This window comes from Halomonas sp. AOP5-B2-8 (assembly GCF_052376475.1).
Lineage (GTDB): Bacteria > Pseudomonadota > Gammaproteobacteria > Pseudomonadales > Halomonadaceae > Vreelandella > Vreelandella casei.
In genome coordinates this window covers 236,719-261,941 of sequence record NZ_JBQSVS010000005.1, presented here as the reverse complement: position 1 = coordinate 261,941, position 25,223 = coordinate 236,719, and the positions used below count along the sequence as shown (strand labels likewise).

At 50.1% G+C, this 25,223-nt stretch carries 27 protein-coding genes and 1 pseudogene; 16 read left to right on the top strand and 12 right to left on the bottom strand.

All coding sequences use genetic code 11. From position 1 onward, the window contains the following. Positions 1–34: 34 nt before the first annotated feature. Together leuD and leuC are read right to left on the bottom strand one after the other, a co-directional pair. On the bottom strand, positions 35–682 hold the full coding sequence (gene leuD / locus ACT3RP_RS13840; protein WP_483394005.1) for a 3-isopropylmalate dehydratase small subunit: 648 nt from the start codon (positions 680–682) through the stop codon (positions 35–37). Between the two features lie 3 nt (positions 683–685). Continuing rightward, entirely contained in the window at positions 686–2,137 is a 1,452-nt protein-coding gene (gene leuC / locus ACT3RP_RS13835; protein WP_483394004.1) for a 3-isopropylmalate dehydratase large subunit, read from the bottom strand. A 155-nt stretch (positions 2,138–2,292) separates the two neighbouring features. Here leuC and ACT3RP_RS13830 point away from each other — a divergent pair, with 155 nt between their 5' ends. From ACT3RP_RS13830 to ACT3RP_RS13820, 3 genes are all read left to right on the top strand, one after another. After that, positions 2,293–3,207, top strand: a complete 915-nt coding sequence (locus ACT3RP_RS13830) for a LysR family transcriptional regulator (protein ID WP_483394003.1) — start codon at positions 2,293–2,295, stop codon at positions 3,205–3,207. 228 nt (positions 3,208–3,435) lie between these two features. Continuing rightward, positions 3,436–4,089 (top strand): glycosyltransferase family 2 protein, encoded by a 654-nt coding sequence (locus ACT3RP_RS13825; RefSeq protein WP_441684312.1) that lies wholly within the window; start codon positions 3,436–3,438, stop codon positions 4,087–4,089. Then, on the top strand, positions 4,079–4,552 hold the full coding sequence (locus tag ACT3RP_RS13820) for a hypothetical protein (RefSeq protein WP_483394002.1): 474 nt from the start codon (positions 4,079–4,081) through the stop codon (positions 4,550–4,552). Before ACT3RP_RS13825 ends, ACT3RP_RS13820 begins: the two co-directional genes overlap by 11 nt. A 307-nt stretch (positions 4,553–4,859) precedes the next feature. Here ACT3RP_RS13820 and pdxR read toward each other — a convergent pair whose 3' ends face one another. Next, positions 4,860–6,263 (bottom strand): MocR-like pyridoxine biosynthesis transcription factor PdxR, encoded by a 1,404-nt coding sequence (gene pdxR / locus ACT3RP_RS13815; protein WP_441684314.1) that lies wholly within the window; start codon positions 6,261–6,263, stop codon positions 4,860–4,862. A gap of 197 nt (positions 6,264–6,460) precedes the next feature. On the opposite strand from pdxR, the gene ACT3RP_RS13810 reads away from it, so the two are divergent. The 4 genes from ACT3RP_RS13810 to rlmF all read left to right on the top strand — a co-directional run bounded on the left by ACT3RP_RS13810 (position 6,461) and on the right by rlmF (position 9,554). After that, positions 6,461–7,108: an FMN-dependent NADH-azoreductase gene (locus tag ACT3RP_RS13810; protein WP_441684315.1), complete on the top strand. Its 648-nt coding sequence runs from the start codon at positions 6,461–6,463 to the stop codon at positions 7,106–7,108. Beyond that, the gene (locus ACT3RP_RS13805) at positions 7,083–7,562 is read left to right on the top strand and encodes a carboxymuconolactone decarboxylase family protein (RefSeq protein WP_441684316.1); all 480 of its coding nucleotides are present in this window, start codon (positions 7,083–7,085) and stop codon (positions 7,560–7,562) included. Before ACT3RP_RS13810 ends, ACT3RP_RS13805 begins: the two co-directional genes overlap by 26 nt. 620 nt (positions 7,563–8,182) lie before the next feature. Further along, a complete protein-coding gene (locus tag ACT3RP_RS13800) occupies positions 8,183–8,521 on the top strand; it encodes a hypothetical protein (RefSeq protein ID WP_483394001.1) in 339 nt (112 codons plus the stop codon). 88 nt (positions 8,522–8,609) lie between these two features. Beyond that, entirely contained in the window at positions 8,610–9,554 is a 945-nt protein-coding gene (rlmF, locus tag ACT3RP_RS13795; RefSeq protein WP_483394000.1) for a 23S rRNA (adenine(1618)-N(6))-methyltransferase RlmF, read from the top strand. Here rlmF and ACT3RP_RS13790 read toward each other — a convergent pair. The 5 genes from ACT3RP_RS13790 to ACT3RP_RS13770 form a co-directional block, all read right to left on the bottom strand. Further along, positions 9,547–9,771, bottom strand: coding sequence for a hypothetical protein (locus ACT3RP_RS13790; protein ID WP_483393999.1), 225 nt, complete (start codon positions 9,769–9,771; stop codon positions 9,547–9,549). The genes rlmF and ACT3RP_RS13790 overlap by 8 nt on opposite strands. Positions 9,772–9,891: 120 nt before the next feature. Then, the gene (locus ACT3RP_RS13785) at positions 9,892–10,296 is read right to left on the bottom strand and encodes a GFA family protein (RefSeq protein ID WP_483393998.1); all 405 of its coding nucleotides are present in this window, start codon (positions 10,294–10,296) and stop codon (positions 9,892–9,894) included. Between the two features lie 348 nt (positions 10,297–10,644). Further along, positions 10,645–10,800, bottom strand: a complete 156-nt coding sequence (locus tag ACT3RP_RS13780; protein WP_483393997.1) for a tautomerase family protein — start codon at positions 10,798–10,800, stop codon at positions 10,645–10,647. A gap of 123 nt (positions 10,801–10,923) precedes the next feature. Continuing rightward, the gene (locus ACT3RP_RS13775) at positions 10,924–11,400 is read right to left on the bottom strand and encodes a transposase (protein ID WP_483393996.1); all 477 of its coding nucleotides are present in this window, start codon (positions 11,398–11,400) and stop codon (positions 10,924–10,926) included. Between the two features lie 161 nt (positions 11,401–11,561). Beyond that, positions 11,562–12,119: a TetR/AcrR family transcriptional regulator gene (locus ACT3RP_RS13770; protein WP_444672448.1), complete on the bottom strand. Its 558-nt coding sequence runs from the start codon at positions 12,117–12,119 to the stop codon at positions 11,562–11,564. Between the two features lie 86 nt (positions 12,120–12,205). Between ACT3RP_RS13770 and ACT3RP_RS13765 the strand changes: the two genes are divergently transcribed. Together ACT3RP_RS13765 and ACT3RP_RS13760 are read left to right on the top strand one after the other, a co-directional pair. Continuing rightward, positions 12,206–12,949 (top strand): SDR family NAD(P)-dependent oxidoreductase, encoded by a 744-nt coding sequence (locus ACT3RP_RS13765; RefSeq protein WP_483393995.1) that lies wholly within the window; start codon positions 12,206–12,208, stop codon positions 12,947–12,949. Between the two features lie 177 nt (positions 12,950–13,126). Beyond that, positions 13,127–13,891: an alpha/beta fold hydrolase gene (locus tag ACT3RP_RS13760; RefSeq protein WP_444672446.1), complete on the top strand. Its 765-nt coding sequence runs from the start codon at positions 13,127–13,129 to the stop codon at positions 13,889–13,891. 172 nt (positions 13,892–14,063) lie between these two features. Here ACT3RP_RS13760 and ACT3RP_RS13755 read toward each other — a convergent pair whose 3' ends face one another. Next, positions 14,064–14,213 (bottom strand): RHS repeat-associated core domain-containing protein, encoded by a 150-nt coding sequence (locus ACT3RP_RS13755; protein WP_483393994.1) that lies wholly within the window; start codon positions 14,211–14,213, stop codon positions 14,064–14,066. 36 nt (positions 14,214–14,249) lie between these two features. Here ACT3RP_RS13755 and ACT3RP_RS13750 point away from each other — a divergent pair. Next, positions 14,250–15,326, top strand: a pseudogene (locus ACT3RP_RS13750) (IS3 family transposase). 281 nt (positions 15,327–15,607) lie between these two features. Here ACT3RP_RS13750 and ACT3RP_RS13745 read toward each other — a convergent pair. Next, positions 15,608–16,324: a DUF6882 domain-containing protein gene (locus ACT3RP_RS13745; RefSeq protein ID WP_442347393.1), complete on the bottom strand. Its 717-nt coding sequence runs from the start codon at positions 16,322–16,324 to the stop codon at positions 15,608–15,610. A 544-nt stretch (positions 16,325–16,868) separates the two neighbouring features. Further along, positions 16,869–17,447: a DUF416 family protein gene (locus ACT3RP_RS13740; protein WP_444625608.1), complete on the bottom strand. Its 579-nt coding sequence runs from the start codon at positions 17,445–17,447 to the stop codon at positions 16,869–16,871. Between the two features lie 218 nt (positions 17,448–17,665). Between ACT3RP_RS13740 and ACT3RP_RS13735 the strand changes: the two genes are divergently transcribed. Together ACT3RP_RS13735 and ACT3RP_RS13730 are read left to right on the top strand one after the other, a co-directional pair. Beyond that, complete coding sequence (locus ACT3RP_RS13735) at positions 17,666–17,893, top strand: phage integrase N-terminal SAM-like domain-containing protein (RefSeq protein WP_141393036.1); 228 nt, start codon at positions 17,666–17,668, stop codon at positions 17,891–17,893. A 534-nt stretch (positions 17,894–18,427) separates the two neighbouring features. Then, complete coding sequence (locus ACT3RP_RS13730) at positions 18,428–19,744, top strand: hypothetical protein (protein ID WP_483393993.1); 1,317 nt, start codon at positions 18,428–18,430, stop codon at positions 19,742–19,744. A gap of 86 nt (positions 19,745–19,830) precedes the next feature. Here ACT3RP_RS13730 and ACT3RP_RS13725 read toward each other — a convergent pair whose 3' ends face one another. After that, complete coding sequence (locus ACT3RP_RS13725) at positions 19,831–20,352, bottom strand: zinc ribbon-containing protein (RefSeq protein ID WP_235039528.1); 522 nt, start codon at positions 20,350–20,352, stop codon at positions 19,831–19,833. Between the two features lie 161 nt (positions 20,353–20,513). On the opposite strand from ACT3RP_RS13725, the gene leuS reads away from it, so the two are divergent. The 4 genes from leuS (at position 20,514) to ACT3RP_RS13705 (ending at position 25,216) form a co-directional block, all read left to right on the top strand. After that, a complete protein-coding gene (gene leuS, locus ACT3RP_RS13720; protein WP_483393992.1) occupies positions 20,514–23,099 on the top strand; it encodes a leucine--tRNA ligase in 2,586 nt (861 codons plus the stop codon). Beyond that, entirely contained in the window at positions 23,096–23,590 is a 495-nt protein-coding gene (locus tag ACT3RP_RS13715) for an LPS-assembly lipoprotein LptE (protein ID WP_096279634.1), read from the top strand. The genes leuS and ACT3RP_RS13715 overlap by 4 nt, the downstream gene beginning before the upstream one ends. After that, a complete protein-coding gene (holA, locus tag ACT3RP_RS13710; protein ID WP_483393991.1) occupies positions 23,587–24,654 on the top strand; it encodes a DNA polymerase III subunit delta in 1,068 nt (355 codons plus the stop codon). The genes ACT3RP_RS13715 and holA overlap by 4 nt, the downstream gene beginning before the upstream one ends. Before the next feature lie 157 nt (positions 24,655–24,811). After that, a complete protein-coding gene (locus ACT3RP_RS13705) occupies positions 24,812–25,216 on the top strand; it encodes a PA2779 family protein (RefSeq protein ID WP_441686036.1) in 405 nt (134 codons plus the stop codon). Positions 25,217–25,223: the final 7 nt, after the last annotated feature.

Sequence of the window (25,223 nt, the reverse complement as noted above, 5' to 3'; positions counted from 1 at the left end):
GATTCCTTAACAATAAAATCGATAAACGTCAGGCTTAGGCGGTATCACGGAATAACCAGGGCCGCGCAGCCCTATGTTTTTGCTCAAAGGCGCGAATAGCATCTTCGTCTTTTAGCGTCAGGCCAATATCGTCCAATCCTTCCAACAGGCAGTGTTTGCGGAAATCATCCACTTCAAACGCTAGAACCTCGCCGCTGGGCGTAACGACACGCTGGTTTTCTAAATCTACATCCAACTGATAGCCTTCATTGGCTTCCAGCTCGGCAAACAGACGGTCTACCACATCTTCTTGGAAGGTGATCAGCAAAATGCCATTCTTGAACGAGTTGTTATAAAAGATATCGGCAAAGCTGGGCGCAATCACCACTTTAAAACCAAAATCTTCCAGCGCCCAAGGCGCATGCTCGCGAGAACTGCCGCAGCCGAAATTGCGCCGTGCCAGCAGCACTTCAGCGCCTTTAAAGCGTGGTTGATTCAGCACAAAATCAGGGTTCAGCGGGCGCTGCGAACAGTCCTGCCCTGGCTGCCCCTCATCGAGATAACGCAATTCATCAAACAGGTTAACGCCAAAGCCGGTGCGTTTAATCGATTTCAAAAATTGCTTTGGAATAATCAAATCGGTGTCGACGTTAGCGCGATCAAGCGGCGCGACCACACCTTCAAAACGGGTAAATTTTTTCATGGCTTAGGCCTCCTGAGCGTGAGTGGCGTCATTGGCTGGCAAGGTGCGCACGTCAACAAAATGACCCGCTATGGCCGCTGCAGCGGCCATAGCGGGGCTGACCAAGTGAGTGCGGCCACCGTAGCCCTGGCGGCCTTCAAAGTTGCGGTTAGACGTTGATGCACAGTGTTCCCCAGCACCCAACTTATCCGCATTCATGGCCAAACACATAGAGCAACCCGGTTCGCGCCACTCAAAACCGGCTTCAATAAAGATTTTATCCAAGCCTTCGGCTTCTGCCTGACGCTTTACCAAACCAGAGCCCGGCACGACCATAGCAAGCTTAATCGAGCTAGCCACTTTCTTGCCCTGGGCAACCTTGGCGGCCTCACGCAGATCTTCAATACGCGAGTTAGTGCAGGAACCAATAAAGATTTTATCCAGCTTGATATCGGTGATTTTCTGGTTGGCGTGCAGCCCCATGTACTCCAGCGCGCGAGTGTGGCTACGTCGAACGGTTTCATCTTGCGCGGCGAACGGGTCAGGCACCTGGCCAGAAATACCGGTGACCATCTCAGGGCTGGTGCCCCAGCTCACCTGGGGTTCAATCTCTTCAGCTTTCAGAGTAACGACTTTATCAAATGCGGCATCTTTATCGGACACCAACTGGCGCCAGTCAGACACGGCCGCTTCCCACTGCTCCGCGGTAGGGGCAAAGGGGCGCTGGCCAAGGTAATCAATCGTGGTATCGTCTACGGCAATCAAACCCACCCGGGCACCCGCTTCAATGGCCATATTACAAACGGTCATGCGGCCTTCCATAGAGAGCGAGGCAATGGCGCTGCCCGCAAACTCAATCGCATAGCCAGTACCGCCAGCGGTGCCGATTTGGCCGATAATCGCTAGCACAACGTCTTTAGCAGTAACGCCTAGACCTAGCTCGCCTTCGACGCGCACCTGCATATTCTTCATTTTTTGCGCCAGCAAGCACTGAGTTGCCATCACGTGCTCAACTTCCGACGTGCCGATACCGTGAGCCAATGCGCCAAAGGCACCATGAGTGGCAGTATGAGAGTCGCCGCACACCACGGTCATGCCCGGCAGTGTTGCACCCTGCTCAGGGCCCACTACGTGAACAATGCCTTGGCGTGGATCGTTAATCTTGAACTCTTCAATGCCATACTCAAGGCAGTTGTCGTCCAGGGTTTGCACCTGAATAAGCGACACAGGGTCTTTAATCCCACTATTACCCTCGGCACGTTCTTTCACCGTGGTTGGCACGTTGTGATCGGGCGTGGCTAGGTTGGCATCTAAACGCCATGGCTTGCGATTAGCTAAGCGCAGGCCTTCAAACGCTTGAGGCGAAGTCACTTCGTGAAGCAGCTGGCGATCGATATAAATCAACGCGGTGCCGTCATCGCGTTGTTTGACCAAGTGCTGGTTCCAGAGTTTGTCGTAAAGCGTTTGACCTGACATGTGGTTCTCCCGGGCTGCGCCCTTTTCTTGCTAGTTGGTCGTGCTAATGGGTCTTGCTGGCATCTCTGTGCCAGTGATGGTTAGAGTGTTACGCGGGCTGCGCATAAAAGCAATTCATGTTATTCATAGTTTAGATTCCAATCAGGAATACCAAAATGGATACTCAAAGCCTACAGGCTTTTCTGGCCGTGGCCGATACGCAAAGTTTCTCGCGCGCGGCCGAACAGCTCCACTTAACCCAACCGGCGGTGAGCAAGCGCATTGCGACGCTGGAATCCCAGGTGGGCACGCGTTTATTCGATCGCATAGGGCGGCGCATTGCATTGACCGAGGCCGGAAGCGTGCTGCTACCCCAAGCCCGAAGCATTCTATTTACCGTAGAAGATAGTCGCCGTGCGCTAGCCAATCTTTCAGGCCAGGTAGGTGGGCGTCTAACGCTTGCGACCAGCCATCACATCGGTTTGCACCGTTTACCGCCGCTACTCAAGCAGTACACTCAGCGCCATCCAGAGGTAGAGCTAGACCTGCACTTTCTTGACTCTGAACAGGCGTATCAAGGTGTTTTAGACGGCACCCTGGAAATGGCAGTGGTGACGCTGGCACCTCACCCCTATGTACAGCTGCACGTTGTCGAGCTATGGCGTGACCGGCTGTGTTTTGTTTGCGCGACGGACCACCCTCTTGCCAATCAGCCCCAGTCTCATCATAAATCGACAGGTCATAAAGGCCTTTCACTCGCGGCGCTGTGTGACTATAGCTGCGTGATGCCCGGGGCCAAGACATTTACCGGCTCGCTCATTGCTCAGCGGTTCCATGAAGCCGGCCTACAGCTACCGGTCAGTATGGCAACCAACTATTTAGAAACGCTTAAAATGATGTGCAGCGTTGGCTTAGGCTGGAGCCTGCTACCAGAGAAGATGATCGACAGTGAGCTCGTAGAACTCAATGTCGACACGGCGCCCATCTATCGCTCATTAGGCTATTTAGTACATACCAACCGCACGCCTTCTAACGCCGCTCGTCGCATGGTTGAACAGCTAGAGAAAATGAGTCAACAAAACAGGCATTAGATTTATCACCCTTTTTGCTGACAACAACCCTTCTCAAGTTCACGTTTTAGTCGTGCAATGACTTGAATGATACTCCTATACACTAAGCAGATACATTTGATTACAAAATGCTGCCACTGCCCTCCCGTGTAGGAATCTCATCATGCACAGTCGCCCTAACGCACTACCGATTTTCCTGCTCGCCTGTTTCACCGCTGAAGCGGCACAGGGGCAAGACACGACAATGTAATGGTATTCACTATTTCTGGCGTTATCTGTGCATTTCGGCGCAAAGCATTAGAAGAGATCGGCGGCTGGAATACGGACATGGTGACCGAAGATATCGATGTAAGCTGGCGGTTACAGCTGGCCGGTGGGCAGGTACGTTACGAGCCCAGAGCGATGTGCTGGGTGCTAATGCCGGAAACACTACGCGGCCTTTTCAAGCAGCGGCTGCGGTGGGCACAGGGTGGCGGCGAGGTCTTTCTACGCTACTTCCCACAGACAGTACGCTGGAAAAACCGTCGTTTCTGGCTGCTGATGCTGGAATATATTATCAGCGTGGTTTGGTGTTACTCGGTCATCACTCTGATGCTTGCTTGGCTGGTATCTCATCTCTTAATGCCGATGGAGTGGCCAGTTACGGCAAGAGTGCTTTCCTATTTTGGCAGCATCTTAATCGCCGTCAGCTTCATTCAATTTACCGTTAGCTTCTATATCGACAGCCGCTACGACAAACAGATATTCCGCTGCGTTTACTGGAGTATCTGGTACCCCTTCGCCTACTGGCTTATCAATATGGCGACCGTGGTCATTGCCTTCCCCAAAGCCATGATGCGGCAAAAAGGCAGGCTTGCCACTTGGAACAGCCCTGACCGCGGGGAGCAATTCAATGAGCAATAAACTAGTGCCCGTCATTATCGATAACCCCTGCCAGAAAGGCTGGGGCTATCGCGTTCGCGATACCATTATCACCCTTGCCACGCTGGCGTTATGGGTGCTCGTGGTCGTAAAAATGTACATGTTCTTCTTTGTGGAAGAGGAGATCCTGGGTAAGCTTTATGACTCGGTTATGATCAAGATGGTGCTCATCGGCTTTGTCGTCACCTTCCTCACCTTTCACTGTTGGGCGGTGTATAACCAGTTCCTGTATACCCGCCTATTAAAACGCCAGCTACGCCACATGCAGCCGACAATGCTTGAAACCGATAACAAATGGCAAAGCGAGATGGAAGGTCAAATTCAAAGAGGTCAAATTCAAAGAGGTCAAATTCAAAGAGGTCAAATTCAAAGAGGTCAAATTCAAAGAGGTCAAATTCAAAGAGGTCAAATTCACGAGCAGGTTAAAGCCGTCAAAACTAATTAAACTGCGAACTAGCAATCCTTCCAAGGGGTCCCATTAGGTCGCCAATAGATTTGAAATAGAAGCAATAATTAGCAAATGGTATAGAACCTGTGAAGAACAAACAGCGAGGCGCTAGCGCAACAGTAGCAAAATTTGGTCACAAAGCGTAAACCAAGCTACTCCGTCTTTACGCTGATCCATTTTCGCATTCGGCAACACATAAATAGGTTGTGAGACTCAGCATTAAACGCCGTAGTGGCAAATTTATGACTGGCACATTAACCCCCTATCTAACGCAGTCTAACCAGGGCTAATCGACTACGACAGGTTAATGGTGCGGGGGTTTGCCCAACAACGCCATCGTATCCACATACGGTAACTTTAGTGCATTGATAGCCTCATCTTCCGAGCGAATATTGGTGTAGCCGACGACCAGACCATAACGTTTTTTGTTTTGGGCATACCAAGCCGATAAGGGAAAAACTTGCAGGTTGTGTGCTTGCCAAATATCCGACAATTTCACATCCTCAGTGCCTTTTGTGAGATAAGCCACAACATGCATGCCACCATCAGTCAGCTCAACATTGAATATGCCAGGGTAAACTTTATGCAAAGCATTAACTACAATTAGTCGTCGTTGCTGGTATAACGCCCGCATTTTTTTCAAATGCTTGAAAAAATGCCCTTCTGCAATAAACATCGCCAGAATTTTCTGCGGAAGTAAAGGCAAACCAGTTGCAACAATTTCGCCTATTTCCAAGAAACTCAAAATCATGGACTTTGGAATAACGATGTAACTGATGCGTATAGAAGGCATCAGTGTCTTACTAAAGGTGCCGACATAGATAACACGATCCTGGCTATCTAAGCTTTTCAGCGCTGGCACCACTTTTCGTGTGTAGTGGAACTCACCATCGTAGTCATCTTCGATGACCCAAGCGCTATTGTGCTGCGCCCATTCTAGCAACTGATGCCTTCTTGCCAGTGATAACGTCACCGCCGTTGGACTATGATGTGAGGGCGTCGTGATGACAAACTTCGCATCACCATGAACTCGCACCAGATAATCAATATCCAGTCCATTATCATCAACAGGTACGTAATGCAGATTCAATACAATGCGTTTAAGCAACTTCTGACCAAAAAAATAACCGGGATCTTCAAAGACCACTTTGTCATTGTTTGTTGAAAGCGCCTGCAGAATAAGCGCAAGACTGCTTTTGTAGCCACTGGTGATAAAAACTTGTTCCGGAGCGCAATTCAGTCCGCGGGAAATCCTCACATAATTGACGATAGCCTCACGTAGCGGTCTGTGACCCATAACCGGAGGCACAGCCATATCTCTTAAGCTCATGCCGCGAACGACCTTGCCCGACAGCAAGAGCCATTTTTTATAAGGAAATTCGTCAAGCGATGGTATGCCCAACCGGAAATGCCCCTGATTATCTCGCAGATCTACAATCTTCTTAAGATCTTCATCCTGAAGCTGATTTACAACTTTTTGGGGATTTCCTGTATCAATCGATAAATCAGGGTTAACCACTGTTCCCCGTGACCCCTGGCTAACGAGATAGCCCTCACCCACAAGAATATCGTACGCCGCTTCCACCGTTTTCTTTGCCACACCTAGATCTTCGGCTAGCACACGAATAGAGGGCACCTTTTCGCCCGGCTTCAGGTTGCCAGAAAGAATCCCTTTTTTATAACGCTCATAGATGTCCTTGTATCCCACCCGGTGTCCTACCTTTTTATAGCAGTCCTGTACCTTCTTAATATGTCATTACTATCTAAAATAATCACACTCTTAGCAAGCAGTCATCATCTGGTGATGAATAGCAGGCTCCCTAGGCTTCACAAATACACTTATGCAATCAATTGACCAAACAGTATAAATCACAATTTCACATTGGGTAGCACAAGGAAAAAATCATGAAGCTGCTGCATATTAAAGTCAGTCAAAATATAAATGGCTCAACTTCGAGGAAGGCTTCCGATCATCTGTTATCTAAGTTGAAAGTAACGTATCCGCAGTTAGTTGAAACCGTGTTAGATCTGTCTATGGATCCCTTGCCTCACCTTGACGCTGTGACCATCAGCGCCTTTTCAACCGATCAAGAAGAACGATCAGAAGAGCAAAAGCAGGCAGTCCTCTTGTCAGATCGCCTTGTTGATATGCTGCTCGATACTGACGTGATTGTGATTTCCTCCCCTATGTGGAACCTGGGACTACCATCGGTATTGAAGGCCTGGTTTGACCATATAACTCGGGCAGGCCGCACGTTCGGCTTCACTGAGAAAGGCTCAAAAATAGGTTTAGTCATTGGCAAAAAAGTCTACACAGTCGTATCCAGTGGCTCGATTTTTTCCAGCGGACTTTATGTGAATGACGATTTGTTTACACCCTATATCAAAACCGCTCTGGCTTATGTCGGCATCACTGATGTGATTTTTTTCAGGGTGGATGGTACGCACGACCCGCTCAGCAGAGCGACAGCTTTACCCATTGCATTAAGCACTATCGATCAACTAAATCTGCAAAAGAGAGAGCATTATGAGCAACCGTGTAAATCACTTTAAATCTGTACCGGCACTTATAGAAGCACTAAGCAATGCCAATACGGCATCACATAAAACCAGCATTGATGTTAACATTAAAAGCCTGATTGACATCCGCGCCTCCCAGCTGAATGGCTGCGCTTTTTGTCTGGACATGCACATCAAGCAGGCCAAGATAAAAGGTGAAAGAGAGCTAAGGCTCTACCACATCGCGATCTGGAGAGAGTCTCCCCTGTTCACTGCCAAAGAAAAAGCAGCTCTGGAACTGACTGAAGCCCTAACCAAACTATCTGACCAAGGCATCAGTGATGAACTTTATCACTCAACACGGGAATACTTCTCCGAAGTAGAGATTTCTGAGCTGACCTTCGCCATCGGGCTTATCAATATCTGGAATAGAATGCAGATACTGTCGTTAATGGAGCCCGGTTCGCAAGACTCTGCCTTTGGTCTAACCAAATCAGGCTTAAAGTAATTCACTTTATCCTATCGCAGTTTTATTAACGGGCATGGCGCGCTGAGCATTACCGAATAGCATTATAAAAAAAGCCAGTCGAGCAGGCTGGCTTTATTTGATAAAAACAGAGCTTAAAAATTGACTGAGTTTTCTGATCGGCACCGTCGCTATTTCGGCAGCCTAGAAAAACTTACTTAACGCGGTTATTTTCTCAGCTCTTTCAGCGGCACTCTAAAACCCCATAAGCTGCTTTACCAGTGTTAGTGGCTATCCATAGATAATCTTTACGAACTGGCTGTAGCTGCGGCTATACGCACTTTTTATTTGAGCTAATAATTGCTGTTATTTTTTATGCTGGAATATATTACCGGTGTGGCTTGGACCTCCTCGCTCATCATCCTACTTCTTGCTCCCTTGCCTTCCGTAAAACCATCATTTGGCAAAAAGGTAGGCTTGTCCTGTATACCCGCCTATTAAAACGCCAGCTACGCCGCGAGCAGTCGCCAACGCTTGCGCTTGATAACGAGGCACAAGACTCACTAGAATGCAGTAAGCTGCATGAGCACGGAAAAATCTGAATTCCCAATCAACAAATGCTGATGACCCAATAATTTGATGGAAACGGGGGATGAAACGACATGAAGCGTACTCTTCTTAGTATCACCACTGCATGGGTGCTTTTTCCATTGGGCACCGCTTTCGCTCAATATGCCCCTGTCGATCCTATGCCGCTGGGGCAGTCCTCTACAAGCGTAATGGCCAATAAGCTTTCAGGAGATATTGCCAGCGGAACCACGGGATCTAATTCCGTGTCAAGCCGCTGCTTCGCGAACTCCGGCCCAGGACCCGAGCGCCGCGCCATGGAAGCAGAATATGAGCAACGGCTAGCAACAGAGGGTAAAGCCCAAGCGGACGCTTGGTTGGATCAACATGGCCGAGAGTATCGCGCAGGGCTGGTGGCGGAAAGAAAGTGTTAGTAGCGATGCGCCTAGCATAAGCAAGCGTTATCAAGTGCATTTACATATAATGTAAATCCATCGAACGCCAAGCCCCAGGCCTATTACTGTGACCACCCTGCATAGAAGTGAAAAAAGCCGAGCCAAGTCTGTTCGCAAAGGCCTGCACCCGAAGAATCTACATAACCAAGGCTATGACTTCCCAGCGCTCGTAGAAAGCCACCCTGCACTAGCCCCCCATGTGAAACCGAACGCTCATGGCGAGCTTTCTATCGATTTCGCAGACCCGTTGGCAGTTAAAACGCTCAACGCCGCGTTATTAAATCGCTACTACAACATTACCGATTGGGATATTCCAGAGGGCGCGCTTTGCCCTCCCATCCCAGGCAGGGCTGACTATATCCATTACATGGCCGACTTAATTGAGCTCGGGCTTGGACGTGAAAATCCCAGCATCAAGCTACTCGATATAGGAACGGGGGCGAATGGAATCTACCCGCTACTAGCCTGCCAAATTTACGGCTGGCAGTGTGTCGGTAGCGAGATTAGCGCTCAGTCACTTGAGAACGTCGCCACGATTATCGCCAACAACCCCACGCTCAAAGATCGCTTCACGCTGCGCACGCAGCACGATAAAAACCACATGTTTGAAGGGATCATTCAAGCTGGGGAGTTCTTTGACGTCAGCGTATGCAACCCACCCTTCCACGCCTCGCTTGATGAAGCACTGAAAGGCAGCCAGCTTAAACTCAACAACCTTGCGCGTAGTCGCGGTGAAAAAAAAGCAAAGACCAAATCTCCTACGCTGAATTTTGGCGGGATGGGGGCAGAGCTTTGGTGCAAGGGAGGCGAACAGCTGTTTCTTAAAAAGCTAATAAAAGAAAGCCAGGTGTATTCCACTCAATGCCAGTGGTTTAGCAGCCTGATTTCAAAAGCCGACAATGTGAAACCTGCCACGAAGTTGATGCGTAAGCTCGGTGCCGTTGATATACGGGAAATAGAGATGACGCAGGGAAATAAGATGACGAGGATATTGGCCTGGACATTCATCTGAAGCGTTTCTGAAGTGGCGTATGAGCATGCTGTGATTTTGCTGCTGAGGCTTCGCTGAAACTGACCTCGATCTCTTCGTTTGAATCAATTTTAGACAGCTTTTTGACCAACTCTCGAGTCGCGATCTTAACTGCTGAACGTGGATTAGTGATGCCTTCTTCCTGCATCCCCAATCGAACTTTCATCGTCTCGTAAAGCTCGCCAGCACTCGCCGCCATTTCAATCCTCTCGTGAACTCATAACCCTGTCATAAACGGCGCGGGCTTTTGAGCGTCCGGCGACCGAAGGGAGCGAATTTAATCGCCTTGTTAGGCAAGCACTCATAGACACATATGATTTTAATAATCTTTATATGGCGGAGCTTCTGGATACTGCGGGAGTTCATCGGCTATCTCTAGCCAAGACTGCTTAGATGATATCCAAAAGTGCATATCAGGATTAAAAAGTGACGAATCGTCAAGGCTGCCAGCCGTCAATCCAATAACTCCGGCGGAGGTACGCCGAGAAAATATGCTTGAACCACAACGCGAACAAGATCCTCGCTCTAGAGTTTCTGAGGAGTAAAATGTGCTAATTAGGCCTGTGATAGACACATCTTCAATCCGCATTAATACACGGGCGTTAAAAGCAGCCCCGATAGCTTTTTGACATTCCTTACAGTGGCACACTCTCTGATTTAATGGATCAGCAGTCGTTTCGTAACGAACAGCTTTACATATGCACCCGCCGCAAAATCTGGTCATTTAGTAAACCTTCTCCTCAAGTGGCCAACGCTAAATTAACAGGCCGGCTTTAGCCGGTCCCAACGAGCGCAGCGAGTGGCTTGAATGCCTGATTAGTCTTTCTCACAGCGGCTTGCCACGTATATAGCGATACTCTTGCGTATGCCCCTCGTAATCCCAGGCGTCCGCGTGGACCTCATGGATTACAATGTAACTCACAGGTGCCAACGGCCCAAATATGTTGGCAACCGCATCAAACACCTGTCGGATGTATCCAGACTTTTCGTTTTTAGCATTTGTGCCCTCAGTAACCTTGATGTCCAAGTAAAAAGTCACTAGCGACTGGCTGGCAAGACTCTTGCCCCCGATTTACCAGCTTTTAGCCGATGTGGCATTGACCTCGACAGAAGCAAGCTCGTGCTTCTTGCCAAGAGCGGTTGCAGTAATTTCAGTAAGGGCAGTTGCGACTTGATCTGACTGATCTTGCGATACATCGGCAGAGATATGGAAGCTTAGGTATGGCATAAGGAACCTCTCCAAGACTGACTAACGAGGCTGTAGAAAACCCCGAATTTGTCATTGGTGAAGCCAGTACCGGCGGTAACGACAGTGCCCTTTTGATAGCTATTTTCCGAAATACCTAGCTTCTTAAAGCGAGCATCGACCGTTTCCAGTACGGGTTGCAAGGCGTGGTATTCGCCAAAGGCCTGGGCTGTGCGTCTTTAGGAAACGATCCACTTTGTTCATAGCGGCATCTAGCGAGAGAATCGTCGTGGCGCGGCGGATATCCCGATCCAGATTGGCTTCCGTTTCGGCTTCATAATGCGCGTAGTGTTCCACTAAGTGATGCCGAATCAGACCTCTCCGTTTCTCACGTTTCTCGCCTAGCTCTTTGAACGTGCCAGACAACTCTTTAGAGGCATCAGATGACATCTTGCAGCCGTCAATGGCAAAGAGTTCGTTGCCCAACAAGCCTTGTTCATGGCACACCAACAGCACTTGCTCGAAAAGCGCTTCAATCTCGTCAGCATGGCGGCTGACAAAACTTGCCAGTGTGGTGAAGTGGGGAACGGTATCGCAGGAGAGCGCTTTGAAAATGATATTGGTCTCGCAGCACCATTGCAACCGTGTTTTTTGTGTTGAGTAATTTCAGAAAAATCAACTTGATCGATAAGAATTAAAAGCGTGCCGCTCTCTTCTAGTAGGTACTCCACTCCTCTTGAATGAAAGCTTTCCAAAACGTCTACTTTGCTGGAGCTTTAAAGAGTCGTCATCTAAATCTGCGCTCAATCTTTTACGCTTATGCCATTCAGGAACAAGCCTACAAGATGCCCAATACGCGATTTCGATGAACGGTCATTCTCGATTGCGATGGAAATCGCCGTTACCACGTAAATTAAATCCTCGTAAGTGACATCGCGGCGGATGGCACCTGCTTCTTGTCCACGCAGAAGCAGCCGATGCCCTTCTGCGGTGATCGCATTACATCCGGGCGTACCGCATTGGATAATGGTCCCAATCGAAGCAGCAAGGCTCTGGTAAATGCTCATGTTCATAGCAAGTTCTTCAAGATAAGCTCGTATCGCGTCACCTGGTGTGACATGAGGGTCGCGCGCATGGCTGGTCTGTGCAAGCGACAAGAAACGCTCATTGCTAGTCGCGGCCAAGAGTGCCTCACGCGTGGGAAAGCGACGATAAAGCGTACCTATACCAACGCCTGCGCGCTTGGCAACTTCCTCCAGCGGAACCCCCGCTCCTCTTTCTAAGAAAAGCTCCTCGGCGGCAAAAAGGATAAGTTCGCGGTTCTTCTGTGCGTCAGCCCGGAGGGCAGGTTTATTACTCAATTTTTTTCCTCTTTCGCTTGTTAAGTGGAGTCTACCTCCATATTATAAGTGGAGCAATTCTCCACTTATAGCAGAGGTACTAGAAAATGACGAAGCGCTTCGAAAACAAAGTTGTGGTGATAACGGGAGGCAGCGACGGCATCGGTCTCGCAACGGCGAAACTTTTTGCCATCGAAGGTGCACACGTTTACATCACAGGGCGTAGGCGAGAACTACTCGACGAAGCTGTGAAAGAGATCGGCCAAGGGGCGGTCGGCGTACAAGGTGACGTCACTAACTCTGCCGACGTCACTCGGCTTTACGAACGGATCCAACGCGATCACCAAAAGGTCGATGTCGTGTTCGCCAATGCGGGCATTTACGAGGTCATTCCACTCGATGCGATAGAGGATACGCATTTCGACTCGACCTTCAACGCCAATGTGAAAGGCATGGTGTTCACTGTGCAAAAAGCACTACCGCTGATGACAGCGGGAAGTGCTGTCGTGCTCAACGGCTCCATCGCTGGCAGCAAAGGCCTGCCAGGCCAGTCTCTTTACAACGCCAGCAAGGCAGCAGTGCGCTCTTTCGCTCGAAGCTGGACGAATGACCTTAAGGAGCGAGGCATCCGCGTGAACGTGGTTTCGCCTGGTGGAACAGAAACGCGCCTGATAAGGAGCTACCTTGATTCGCAACCGGAGGTCGAAAAGGCACTAAATAAAAGCGTTCCGCTTGGGCGGCTGGGGGAACCGAACGAGATAGCACGAGCAGTCCTCTTCCTGTCATCAAGCGAGAGCAGCTTTGTCGCTGGACATGAACTTTTTGTCGATGGCGGTGCAGCCGCAGTTTAGGCCCCGGGCAGGTCTCGTTCAGTTCTAAAGATATTGGAGTCAGATGAAGATTAGCTCTCAGAGTAATTGCAGTAATTTTCATTTGGCCCCCCACCCCCTCCTCTCCAATGTGGAGGAACCCTCCATATTGCAATGTCATACTCACACCGATTTCAACTCTCAACAGAGGTAGTCAACATGATCAATCTCCGCACTCTAACCTTGTCCGTAAGCGTCACGCTAGGCGCCATAATTGCGCTGCCGGGCATGGCTATCGCTGACGTACAGAACATCATTCTGGTTCACGGCGGAAACGTCGATGGCAGTACTTGGAGAGGGGTTTACGACCGGCTGACTGCCGAAGGCCTAAAGGTCACAGTTACTCAACTGCCAATGACATCCGTCGAGGATGACGTCGCGGCGGTCCAGAGAAGCCTGGACGTGCAGGACGGCCCGGTTCTGCTCGTGGGGCATTCTTATGGCGGCGTGGTTGTAACCGAAGCCGGCATCGACCCAGACGTCAAAGGTCTCGTCTATGTCACAGCGTTCCAGCCTGATATCGGGGAAAGCGGCGGCGACCTGCTAGCCTCAGTGGCCAGCGATTTCACGGCCGACAAGCTGACGGTCACCGACGATGGCTTTCTTTTGGTCAATGACGACGCGTTCCTCTCCTTGGCAGGTAACGGTCTTTCAGAAGAAGACGCACTCTTTTTGGCAAGGTCCCAAGCATGGGCCAACGCGGGGAATCTTGCTCACAAAGTTACTTCTGCGGCATGGCAGGATAAACCGAGCTGGATGACGGTCGCTACCGAGGACCTTCTCATCTCACCGGAGTTGCAGCGCCGTATGGCAGAGCGCGCCGGTTCGACAATAATTGAGATCAAGAACGGCCATATGCTGCCGATGACGAGCCCCGATGAGGTGGCCGAGGTGATCGCGCAGGCCGCCAAGGCGGTGAACTAGAACAGCCCTCCCGTGCGGACCGCGACAGCGGCCCGCACACTTCTCCCTTTACACAAGGTCATCGTTTTAGTAGGTATTTTTATCTGACCAAGCTTCAAACGCAGTAAATAAATCAGCTCCGCATCCCGTTACTGCCGTAACCGCGATGGCTGCTATTGTACGCCAATTATTCTTAGCAAGCTTTCCAAGCTTTTTGAAAAAAACATCTACTCGGATCGGTATAACTCATCGGGTTATTTAGCACATAACTGTACCGATTATAATTCTGGCTATTATGTGGATCAGCCTGAAGAAATTGAATCGCCCCAGGTTTCGTAGACACCTTCCGGCCTTATACTGACGGCATCTAGGAGGATCCATGAACCTTCCCCGTTACACTGAAGAATTAAAAATCGAAGCCATCAAACAGTGGTAGAACGCGACCATCGCGTTGCCGAGGTCTCTGAGCGGTTAGGCGTGCCAGGCCACACCTTGTACCAGTGGATCAAGCGCTACGATAAGCCGGTAGAACAACGGCATGAAGATGATGATCTCCAAGCTGAAAACCGTCGTTTGAAGGCTGCACTAAAACGCGTGTCAGAAGAGCGAGATATATTAACAAAGGCCACCGCGTACTTCGCCAGGGAGTCCGACTGAGGTACGCGTTTATTCAAAAGCATGCGAGCCAATATCCGATACGGCGTTTGTGCCGCATGATGGCTGTGCACCCTAGCGGCTACTACGCATGGTGCAAAAAAGCACTGTCTAATCGAGATCGGTGTGATCAGCATCTCTTGGGATTGATCAAGCATGCGTGACTTGAAAGCGGCGGTTTATATGTCTATCGCAAGGTATATCAGGACTTGCATGAGGCTGGTGAAGCCTGCAGTAAGCACCGAGTAGCCCGCCTGATGCGCAGGGAAGGTTTACGCTCTCAGACGGGCTATCGACGACGCCCTGGCTGCTATGGCGGTGGAAAACTGGCTGTTGTATCACTCAACTATTTAGACCGTCAGTTTGAAGTAGCAGCGCCAAATATTGCTTGGGTGACGGATATCACGTACATCTGAACGTACGAAGGCTGGCTTTACTTAGCGGTGGTTATCGACCTGTTTTCTCGTCAAGTGGTTGGCTGGTCGATGAAGTCTCCTATGACCACAGAATGAGTGCTGGATGCTTTGTTATCGGCAGTCTGGCGACGAACAGTGAGGGTGTGTTCGGATCTAGGAAGCCAGTTCAGCAGTGGAGACTGGCAAAGCTTTCTGAAAGCTTCTTTCAACTCCTCAAGCGAGAGCGAATCAAGCGACAGATTTATTCGACACACGAAGCGGCTAGACGTGACGTGTTCAATTACATTGAAATGTTCTACAACCCAAAGCGCCGACACGGGACAAGTGATAACTTATCACCGGTTGAGTATGAAAGGCGTTACTTTAAGAGCCTAACGGGTGTCTAAAATATCCGGGGCGATTCATTTTGAGCACCCTGGTTTTGCGGGGGGATTACCAAGCGCCGCCAAAGCTTTATGGAAGAATCGTGACCATCCACTGCCATCACTTTCAAGCAGCTCGATCATGGCCAACAAGTCATTGCGTGTCTTCTCGTACATGGCTTCCTTCGACAGCTAAGGCTCAGCTCAGCCGCAGGCTGGGCGAAGCTTGTTTTGTGTTAATTTGAGAGCGACAGCGAGCAACACAAAAGCAAGTGGAGCCCAGGCTGTCGCACTGCAGCTTTTTGTTATGCTTTGACCCAAAACTTCCAACCCTTTTTCTCTTTTGGCTGTTTATTTGATGAACTTAGTGTGCCTTTAATATTAGACAGTCGACCTTCAGAATCAAACTCAACACTTATATTACCCCTCTCGCAGTCAGCTGATATTAATGATTCACCCTCCATCACATTGTAACCTTGCGAAGAAAGAAATGACTTCGTCATTTGGCGATGATCAACATCAAATGTAGAAATAACTTGAGATATTGTGGTTATTGCTTTTTCCGGAGAAACTGGTGATATTACTTCTTGCGGGAGGCCTCTAACTAGAAAATATAAAGCTCCACCTTCATAAGGTCCGCGATAATAACAACTAGTTGAGTCAAGCCCTGATGCAACCATTGCTATGGAGTGGCCATCAGCAATACTCGTCGAATAGCTACGTTCTGTCAGCTCTGAAACTTCTAATTTATTACCTAATTCTTTTAATTCACGACAGCTTTTAAGCAACGCAGAAGGAAGATTACTTGCTTCGTTTGCCCAGGCCCAAAGCCATGACTCATCACCTTCTGATTCTGAGCCTAGCAATTGAATTGGAAACATTAAGTCATCACCGAAAGTAACCTGACCCTCTATAAGGTCTACTTCCCACCCTCTTTCTCCTAGTAAATCAGCGAAAGCAAGTTGTTTGGCAAATCCAACACCTACATGTTGAGAAAACAACATTCTAAATTCAGGGCTCAATTTATTATCCTCCTTGATGCATAAAAGGTATTACGTTGATGGCTTGAGGTGAGGCGCATTTTTCTTGGCTACGCTCGCCAGCCCTTTAATTTTCTTTGAAGTCCCCGTTGAAGATTCAACTTCAACGGAAGCCAGTGATTTCAAATCAATAGCTCCAAAATCGAAATTCGTACTATCAAGAAAAACTCGAAAAACTGACTTTCACTCAAGTACGGATTACTTAGACCTCAACTCTCCAACGGATAGCCAGCCCGCTCACCAATGGATTTAGTAATTCTAAATTTGTGATCCTTCCCATCACTGTTGACGAACCTCAAAGCATAGAGTGCTATTGGCCTACAGCCAGAATTTACGATCTTTACGTAAATTCCATCAACAATATTCGCGAAGCTTTCTTTATACGATCCTGATACATCAAATCTCGTTCGATCACGGAACATGAGGTAAAAAGCTATACAAAAACTAGCTACAGAAATGTAGATACTGATGATGGGAAAAGCCTCTTTCATAGTCATGACGGTCGATCAGTTGCTTCAACGTAACGCTATGCGACCTGGTTAAGTATTGGTTCGATATCTTGTCCATGGATGAGTTGCACGAGGTCCTTCGTTCCTTTGACAATATTGAATATACCTAATTGCCAATTAATTTCACTAACCATAGCTGGGTGATTTTCGATTTCAGACTCCGATGTACCGCCCTTACAATCCAGCTCGAGACACTCCTGAACATATAAATCGACTGTATCGTAACAGCTGCGCAGAACATAAATTAAAAAAGAAGGATCGTTATCTTTAATTTGGTCGAGCAAATATTCATGAGCAACACCTGCGTTTAGGGCGTATGAACCTAAAACCGTACCGAAGTCCTCAGTGTCAGGAATTACCTCACCGACTTGCTTTGATAACTTATTTGAATTGACTCTTTTACTACTGAACCAATCTATTGCTAACTCTCGACATTGTGTCAATAGCGATTCATTCCCCCAATCCTCAAATTCACTAAACTTTGAATAGAGCGGTGATAACCGAATACAGCAAATTAATATGATAGCCACCTTCTCCTTTTGGTTGAGTGCAGCGGCTTCAATTTCAATCTTTTTAATATAATTTTCGTAATTCATTGTTTCATTCTATTCGCATAACAGGTATTAGACGGCGCATCCCATGATTGGATGAACGCGCTAGCATGATTCCTTAGCAAAGGTAGCCTACTTGTTCCCATATAACCATATGATTTTAAATTAAATTAATAATAATTAGGCTGTATTTGCAGAGTTTGCGCGCTTTGCCAAACTCAATAATTTTGTATATCCATACAACATCATGGAGCAATGACCATATGGATATGCAAAACAAGCCACCGAAGCTGATGGATCGTGTCAAGGTAGTGATGCGGGTAAAGCGCTACAGTCCACGTACTGAAAAAAAACCTACTGTTATTGGATGCGCTACCTCATTCGCTATCATGGGGTGCGTCACCCCTGCCACTATGGGCCCTGCCGAAGTGCAGGCTTTTCTTGAACACCTTGCCGTTGAGCGATACGTAGCAGCATCAACAGAGAACTAAGCGCTTACCGCGCTTGTATTCATCTATCGCCATGTACTCGATAAGCCACTGGGCGATATTGGCATTTTTTTCCAAGCAAAACGCCCACATCGACTCCCCATTTGCTATTAAACCACTTATCTGGCTCGATGAATTTAATGGCTACTTTGATGTATGGCTGAGGACTGCGGCTCATCGAAACATGTCGTTTGCGCATCAGAGATATTGATACCGAATGCCATATCATCACCGTCAGGGCAGGAAACTTGTTTATCGGCTAGCAGTGGGTCGCATACCAGTCACTTTCGCCCGTGCGCTGGATCGCAGTATCTAAACGCGGGTATTTCCTCGGGTTGGCAATGGCTGTTTTCTGCAAGCCGCCCATGCTGTGATAATGCCGTTTTATAAAAGCGTTGCCTTTGAGGACAACAGCTTGCTGGTTGCATTGATCTGGCACCGCTGTGCGGTACTTTCGCAGGTGCCTCGCTCTTAGCTTACTGCTGGCCTTCTTCCGCAAATCCGATTAGCCTGCTAATTCATTACTAAGGGCTTGGCATGCAAGAGACCACTTCTCAGCAGCGTTTAGCGGGCGTGCTGATTTTGTTTGGATTAATCGCTCAGATTATCGGTTTTACGGGCTTATTACATACGGCGCACGCGGTGAGCTATTTGCTGTGGCTGGCAGTGGCGCTGCTTTGGCGAGATATTCCTAAACGCTCGCGCATTCAAGCCGGAGTATTGATGGGCTTGGGCCTATTAATGCTGTTAGTGGCGCGCGTTGTGTATGACGCCGAGGTGGACTGGCCTGCCATGCTACAAGGGAATGCCTTTGTGGCGGCCATGCTGGTAGGCGTTAGCTTTATTACTTTAGTGGGCAAACAGCAGGGGCGAAAAAAAGCGCCGGGTAAAAAGTTAACGGGCTACGGCGGCATTTTACGTACATGGCTGGGCGTGCATTTTCTGGGCACGATTTTGAACATGTCGACGATTATTATGGTGGGCGACCGGCTGGCACGTTCAGGCCCGCTTTCCATGCCCCAGTTTTTAGCCCTTAATCGCGGGCTTTCAAGTGCCGCCACGTGGTCACCCTTCTTTGCTTCTATGGGCATCGTGATCGCCCTAGCCCCAGAGATGCAGTACTCCTATGTGGCAATGTTTGGCTTGCCGCTAGCTTTGTTATCGGGGTTATTAACCACGCTTGAACTTGGCCGTCGGTTTGACCTGCGTGAGGTGTATGGCTTTTCCCTCGCGCCGAGCAGCCTGCTAATGCCGGGGATAATGGCGCTTCTGGTGATGGTGTTTCACTTTTGGCTCACACCTAGGCTATCCATTGTAGGCATTATTACCTTTTTAATCCCAATGGTGGCCTTGCTCTATAACTTGCGTGATGGGCCACGCTACACATTTCGCCGCATTCGCCAGCATACCACTACTCGCTTACCGGCAATGCGCGGAGAGATTTCGCTATTTTTAGCAGCCGGGCTTTTAACGCTAGGCCTGTCGACATTAGTCGCTTCAATAGCAGGCAACGATTGGACACTGTTTGCATCGTTTGGGGCTGCACAAGGCATGATCAGTTTTCTCGCGATTGTGCTAAGTGCGCTGGCGGGCCTTCACCCGATCATCGGGATTTCGGTACTGGCTTCTATGGTGAGTTTGCAAGGCAGCGAACATACCCTTTTTGCGTTTGCGGGGCTGTGCTCATGGGCAATAGGCACTAGCGTGGGGCCACTATCGGGTATCAATCTATCCTTGCAAGGTCGCTATGGCGTTAGTGGTTATCGCATGATGAAAAATAATTTATTTTATGCAGGCGTGATGAGCCTGCTTTCACTGGCTTCGATTGTCGGATTGAGCTACTTGGTGAATTAATCTTTGCCCTTGAGCCATACCAAGCTCAGCCTGGCAGCCCTATTAAGAGCTGCCAGGCCAAAGCCTTTACGTCAGATAGCGCCCGCTTAAGTTTCGATAATTTTATTAGGGAAGCGATAGAAATAACGATGGCCACACTCGTGGCAGGGCTCTAAACGCGCCACGGTGGGCAGCGTGACCTGGGCATCGCAATGTACGCAGGCCATTAAACCGGGCGCTGCCATTTCGCCTTCGCAGTAATCGGCACGGGCTGCTTCTAAATCATCCTCGAAGCGCTCACGGTCCACCACGCTGCGGTCGGCAACCGACAGCAGTGATTCAGCCACGCGGCGGGAAAGGCCGTCCAGGTCGATACCTAACCAGCTGGCCACCTGCTTACCGGTATCCGCCATGTAGTAGCGCATATCTTTCAAATCGCGCTCTACCCAGGCTCGCAGCAGGGCTAGCTCGTCTTTGGTGTACTCTTCAAGGTCTGATTCGAATTCAACTGCATCGTCCAAATCCTTCTGTAAATTTTGCCAAGTTAGCTCGTTTGCGCCTCCCTGCATCCGCTCTAACAGTCGTTCGTAGCCTTCGCGTAGGCGATTGTCATTCTGATGTTCACTCATGGTGCCTCTCCTTTTGTCGACGCATGCGGTTTCCTATCATCGGCTTACCGTTCAAGGATACACCTGCATAGGATACAATCAGCCTTACTTATCTGACAGATGTCATCTCACATTCACTTTGCGCCCCTTTTGGGCGAATACGCCAAGGCATGAATAAACCGATGGACGCACATTATAGCCCTCGTGAAATTGAACGCGACGCCCAGCAGTACTGGGACAAACATCAGTGCTTCAAAGCAGTAGAGGACGCGAATCGCGAGAAGTTTTACTGCCTTTCCATGTTCCCCTACCCCAGCGGTAAGCTGCACATGGGGCACGTGCGTAATTACACTATCGGCGACGTTGTATCGCGTTTCCACCGCATGCAGGGCAAAAATGTCATGCAGCCCATGGGCTGGGATGCGTTCGGTATGCCGGCGGAAAACGCCGCCATCCAAAACCAGGTCCCGCCGGCCGAGTGGACTTATCAAAACATCGACTACATGCGTAATCAGTTGAAGGCACTGGGCTTTGCCTACGATTGGAGCCGCGAATTCGCCACCTGCGATACCAGCTACTACCGCTGGGAGCAGTGGTTCTTCACCAAGTTAGTCGACAAAGGCTTAGTGTATAAAAAGATGTCAACGGTCAACTGGGACCCGGTTGACCAAACCGTGCTCGCTAATGAACAGGTCATTGACGGCCGTGGCTGGCGTTCCGGTGCGCTGGTAGAGCGTAAAGAGATCCCGCTGTGGTTCTTGAAGATTACTGATTACGCTGAAGAGTTGCTCACGGACCTCGATAAAGTCGAGTGGCCGGAGCAGGTTAAAACCATGCAGCGCAACTGGATTGGTAAATCTCGCGGCGTCGAGCTGACCTTTGATGTTAAAGACGCTGATGGCAACGCCAACGAGCCGCTAGCGGTCTACACCACTCGCCCAGATACGCTGTTAGGTGTGACTTACGTAGCGGTAGCCGCCGGCCACCCGCTGGCCAAACAGGCGGCTGAGCAGAACGCGGCGCTTGCGGCCTTCTGTGACGAGTGCGCCAAAGGCGGCACCTCAGAAGCCGAAATGGCCACGAAAGAGAAGCTGGGCATGGCGACCGGCCATTTGGCAATTCATCCGCTGACGGGCGATGAAGTGCCGGTGTTTGTCGCAAACTTCGTGTTAATGGAATTCGGTACCGGCGCGGTGATGGCGGTACCCGCCCACGACCAGCGCGACTGGGAGTTTGCGACTAAGTACGGCATTGAGATCAAAGCGGTGATTGCCGATGAAAATGGCCAAGCGCCTGATCTTTCCGAAAGCGCCTATACCGAACATGGCGCCCTGATCCATTCAGGCGAGTTTGATGGCCTTGAGTTTCAAGCAGCCTTCGACGCCATTGCCGCAAAACTTGCCGAGCTTGGCCGCGGCGAAGTAAAAACCAACTTCCGTCTACGTGATTGGGGCGTTGCCCGCCAGCGTTACTGGGGCGCCCCCATCCCGGTCAAATATGGTCCTGAAGGCCAAACGGTTCCGCTTACCGATGCTGAGCTGCCGGTCGCGCTGCCCATGGAAGTCACCGTTGACGCTTCTGGTTCGCCGCTGAAAAAAATGCCGGCGTTCTCTGATCTAGGCGACGGATGGACACGTGAAACCGACACCTTTGACACCTTTATGGAGTCATCCTGGTATTACGCGCGCTTCTGCTGTGCTGATAACACTGAGGCGATGCTGGATGACCGCGCCAATTACTGGCTGCCCGTTGATCTTTATATCGGCGGCATCGAACACGCCATTTTGCACCTGCTGTATGCCCGTTTCTTCCACAAGCTAATGCGTGATTTTGGCCTGGTGGATTCTGACGAGCCTTTCCAACAGCTGCTGACCCAAGGCATGGTCATTGCGGAAACGTTCTTCCGCATAAAAGATAACGGCGGTAAAGAGTGGTTTAACCCAGCGGATGTTGACGTTAAGCGCGATGAGAAAGGCCGCCCATTAAGCGCCATTCTCATGAGCGATGGACAGCCGGTAGAGATGGGTGGCATCGAGAAGATGTCCAAGTCGAAAAACAACGGCGTTGACCCGCAGTCGATGATCGACAAATTCGGTGCGGATACCGTGCGGCTATTCATGATGTTCGCCGCCCCGCCTGAGCAGTCGTTGGAGTGGTCTGATTCCGGCGTTGAAGGCGCCCATCGCTTCTTGAAGCGCCTATGGCGCCAGGTCAATGAGCATATAGCCGCCGGTACGCCGGGCTCGCTGAATATTGACGCGCTCAATGACGATCAGAAAACGCTGCGGCGCAAAACCCACGAGACCATCAAGAAAGCCAGCGATGACATTGGCCGACGCACCACGTTCAATACCGCGATTGCCGCCGTTATGGAGCTTTCCAACGCCATCAGCAAATTCGACGATACGTCTGAGCTGGGGTTAGCGGTAAGCCGCGAAGCCTTGGAAGCGGGCGTCTTGCTGCTAGCACCGATTACGCCACACTTGTGCCATAGCCTGTGGGAGACGCTGGGACATAGCGGCCCTGCTATTGAAGCAACGTGGCCGGTGGTTGATGAAGCGGCGCTTACCCGCGATAGTATTGAGCTCGTCGTGCAAGTCAACGGTAAGCTGCGCGCTCGCCTTGAAGTGCCCGCCAGTGCCGATAAGGCGTCTATCGAAACACTCGCCATGGAACACGAAAACGTCCAGCGTTATCTTGAAGGTAACACCGTGCGTAAAGTGATCGTGGTGCCCGGAAAATTGGTCAACATTGTGGTGAGCGGATGAACCGACGTACGTTTTTAACCACAAGCATCGCCGCCTCAGCGGCGGTGCTCTTAAGCGGCTGTGGCTTTCGGTTACGTGGTCGTGATTCATTGCCCACCCTGCCCACGCTAGCACTGGAAGGCGATAACAACAGCGCGGTTGCCCAGCAGCTAACAACTCGCCTGCGGCAACTAGGTACCCAGGTAGAACCTGGCGCCCCTTGGCGTGTAACGCTTGGCACGCCGTCGCTCGTTGACCGTCGTTTGGGTGGTGATGGCCGCGCAAGTCGCGAGCATGAACTCACCCTAAGCATATCGCTGTCCGTGCAAGAACGAGCCTCTAACGCTTACCACATTAATAACGCGACGCTATCCTCCAGCAGTCGTATTCGCGTTAATGATGATGACCTGCTCAATCGCGAATCGCTGTTTGCAGAGGCTGAGCAAACGCTGGCTCGCGAGCTGTCGCAGCGGATAATAGAACGCCTTGCCAACATTGAGGCCATGCAGTGAAAGTATTTGCCGACCAGCTACCCGCTGCTTTGGCAAAAAAACTGCCGCGCGTGGTCATTGTAGCCGGCGACGAGCCGCTACAGCACCGCGATGCCTGCGATGCGGTAAGAATGATAGCGCGGCAATCTGGTATCGAAGAGCGCGAAGTGCTGGACGTTGAAGCGAACTTTGCCTGGGGGCGCTTGATTGAAGTGGCCAGCAACCTATCGCTCTTTGCGACCAATAAGCTGCTGGAATTACGGGTAGGCAATCACAAGCTTGGGCAAGATGGTAGCAAAGCGCTGGCACAGTACGCCGAAACCTTGGATAACAGTGACGACGTACTGCTCATCAGCATGGGGAAGCTAGACGCCAAGCAGCAAAAAAGCGCCTGGTTTAAAGCATTAGGTAAGCAGGGCTTGTTTGTACCGGTATGGCCCGTCGATGCCTCGCGGTTGGGTTATTGGCTGCGCGATCGCGCCTCAAGGCACGGCTTGCAAATAGAGCTGGATGCGGCCCGCCTATTGGGCGAACGTACTGAGGGCAATTTGCTCGCCGCTGATCAAGAGCTGCAAAAACTGGCCTTGATTCATCCTCAGGGCACGCGCTTAAATGTAGAGAGCATTGCCCAAGGCGTCGAAGACAGCACTCGGTTCGATGTATTTAATTTAGCCGACGCCTGTTTGAAAGGTGAGCCCAGTCGCGCATCTCGCATTGTTAATGGATTAAAGAGTGAAGGCGTCGAAGCCCCGATTGTACTTTGGGCACTGAGTCGCGAGCTGCGAACGCTGCTTTCGCTGCATCAACATTTGGATCAAGGGCAAAGCTTTGAGCACGCCTGCAAAACCCAAAAGCCGATGATCTTTGACAAGCGACGCCCTGCTTACCAGAAAGCTATTGCCCGCCTGCCCATGAAGCGTCTTCACAAACTGCTGCTAATGGCCCAGCGGCTAGATCTGGCCGTAAAAGGCGCTGCGGCAGTCCCCCTATGGCCCGGGCTGCATGATTTGGCCATGACCATTGCCGGTGGGCGTGGGCTGCTTGCAGAAACAGCCTGGACCTATCGCGTTAATGCGCACGGTTAATCGGCAGCGTAAATACGATGATGAACACTAGCCACGTTAGTGCAAATAATGAGTACTTTTGCTCTTGGGCTTAAAAATTTGGCAAATTATTTCTATACTGTTGATTCAAGCGACAAAAAAGCTTGTACTCCCCCTGACTAGTCTAAGGAACAAGACGATGAAAACATTGCGTGCTTACCTCTCTACCCTGCTGATTGCAGCGCTCGTTATTACCAGCTTGCCCGTTGCTGCAGCACCTGTTACGCCTCACTCAATGGATCTAGTCTCTACCCAATCTGTTTTAGCAGGTGATCGTGCTGGCGCTGATCGCGAGCGTATCAATGAAGTGTTAGCCCGCGCAGACGTGCAGGATCAGCTACTAAAGCAGGGTGTTGACCTAGACGAAGTAGATGCGCGTGTTGCGGCGCTTAGCGATTCTGAAGCACAGCAGATGGCTGATCAGCTAGAACTAATGCCTGCGGGTGCCGGTGGCGGTGTTATCGGTGTACTGTTTGCGGTATTTATCATTCTGCTGATTACCGACATTCTCGGCCTGACAGACGTTTATCCGTTTACTCGTTGATAGGCAG